The organism is Leucobacter sp. M11, from assembly GCF_035726885.1.
GTDB lineage: Bacteria > Actinomycetota > Actinomycetes > Actinomycetales > Microbacteriaceae > JAPFRB01.
In genome coordinates, this window is the sequence record NZ_JAPFRB010000002.1 from 535,429 (window position 1) to 537,411 (window position 1,983).

The 1,983-nt window shown below is 75.2% G+C and carries 2 protein-coding genes; both read right to left on the bottom strand.

Going from position 1 to position 1,983, the window contains the following annotated elements; genetic code table 11:
• Nucleotides 1-1,631 (bottom strand): bifunctional 3'-5' exonuclease/DNA polymerase (locus OOT08_RS06890; protein WP_325091857.1); only part of this gene is annotated, 1,631 nt, incomplete at its 3' end.
• Nucleotides 1,632-1,640: 9 nt separating this feature from the next.
• A partial coding sequence (locus OOT08_RS06895) for a P1 family peptidase (protein WP_325091858.1) occupies nucleotides 1,641-1,983 on the bottom strand: 343 nt, incomplete at its 5' end.

Below are 1,983 nucleotides of genomic sequence, written 5' to 3' on the forward strand. Positions count from 1 at the left end.
TCGGCCGGGGCGTGCACCATCACCTCGTCGTGCAGGAAGAACACCAGGTGCGGCGTGCGCGCAAAGACCGGGCCCGAGGCCCCTGCCGGGACGGTTCCCGGGGTGGCGCCGAGCCGGTGCAGCCGCAACCGTAACTCCGCCAGCCAGGCGAGCGCCCACTCGGCGGCGGTGCCCTGGACCACGAAGTTTCGCGTGAAACGCCCCTGGTCTCGCGCCGTGCGCCGCGCCAGCTGTTCGTCCCCCCGATGCGCCCCGGGCAGGCTTGCCCTGGCCTGCCGTTCCCGCCAGGCCTCGTCCGGCACCGGAGAGGTTCGCCCGAGCCAGGTGCTGACAACCCCGCCCTGCTCGCCGATCACCGCCGCCCGGTCCACGAGCGCCATCGCGGCCGGGAAGATCCGGCGCAGCCGGGGCACGAGCCGCCCGCTGTCGCCCGCGGTCGCGCCGTACAGCGCGCCGAGCACCGCGATCTTGGCCTCCTCCCGGGAGGCGACGATGCCGCTCGCGACAATGCCCGCGTAGAGGTCGGTGCCGCGCCCCGCGTCGGCCATCGCGCGATCGCCGCTCATCGCCGCGAGCACCCTCGGTTCCAGTTGGGCGACGTCCGCGGTGATCAACCGCCAGCCGGGGTCCGCCCGAAGGGCTGAGCGGAGCTGCCGGGGCAGTTGCAGAGCGCCCCCGCCGCTGGAGGCCCAGCGCCCGGTCACGACCCCGCCCGGGACGTACACTGGCCGGTAGCGCCCGTCGCCGACCCACTCGTCGAGCCAGGCCCAGCCGTTCGCGGTGAACAGCCGGGCCAGTTTCTTGTAGCGCAGCAGCGGCTCGATCACGGGATGCTCGTGCTCGGCCAGCTCCCACTTCGAGGTCGAGTCGACGGCGACCCCCGCGCCGCGCAGGGCCCGGAGGAGCTTCGGCTGCGAGTCCAGGCTCGCGGTCGGGTCTCCGAGCGCCGCCCGGATCGTCCTCGCCAGCGCCAGCATCTTCGCGGGTTTCTCGCCGGGAGCGGGTCGGGGGCCGAGGGCCTCGGCCAGGAGCCGTTCGTGCTCCGCGGTGTCCCAGGGCAGGCCCGCGGTCGCCATCTCGACCGCGATCAGCGCGCCCGCGGACTCCGCGGCCAGGAGCAGCCGGAGGCGCCCCGGCTCGTCGGACGCGTCGATCGCGGTCAGCTGGCGCTGAAACTCGGCGAGCGCCGCGTCACGATCGTGCGGCGCCTCCGTCCCCTCGGGCACCCCCCGCTCCAGGTCGAAGAGCGCGGGGGCCACGGGGGCGTCGAGGGGCTGGGCGGCAACCGCATCCCAGGCGGTCTCGGCGGCGAGCGCCGCGCGGTCTGGCACCCGGGCGGAGAGCTTCAGGATGGTGTGGCTGAGCCGGAGGTCGTGACAGCGTTCGACGCGCACCCCGGCCGCCAGCAGCGCCGGGTACCAGTGCGCCGTGTCGCTCCACACCCAGCGCGGGGCCGCAGCGCCCTCGTGCTCCGCGACGAGCGCGGGCAGCCCGGCGGGCGGCACGCGACGCTCGGCCCCCGGGACCCCGGTCGCGCTCAGCCACTGGGCGACGATCTGCCCGTCTGCGGTGCGGCCGAGCACGCACCAGGGGGCGGTGCGCGGCGGGGGGTGAACGGTTTCCTGGGTCACACGCCAACGCTACTCCTGACCGGTGACCTCTCGGCGCCGTGCCGGGCTGGGACTCGTGGCCGTGCCCGGCTTTGCGCGGTGCGGCTGCTCTCCTGAGGCGCCAGCTGTGGCGTCGGCGGCGAGCACCCCCGCGGCGCGGAGCCGGTCCACGGCCAGGTCCAGCGGCAGGCCCTTCGCCGCGCGGCCCTCGAAGCCCTCGGTGTCCACCCCGGCGAACACGGAGTTCAGGAGGGCTTCTTCGACCGCGTCCATCGTGGCTTGGAAGCAGGGCGACAGCAGCTCGTCGTTCGGCGCGTGGCCGGACCCCACGGAGAAGGTGATGGCGTAGTCGCCGCTCCCCTGGGCGTAATCG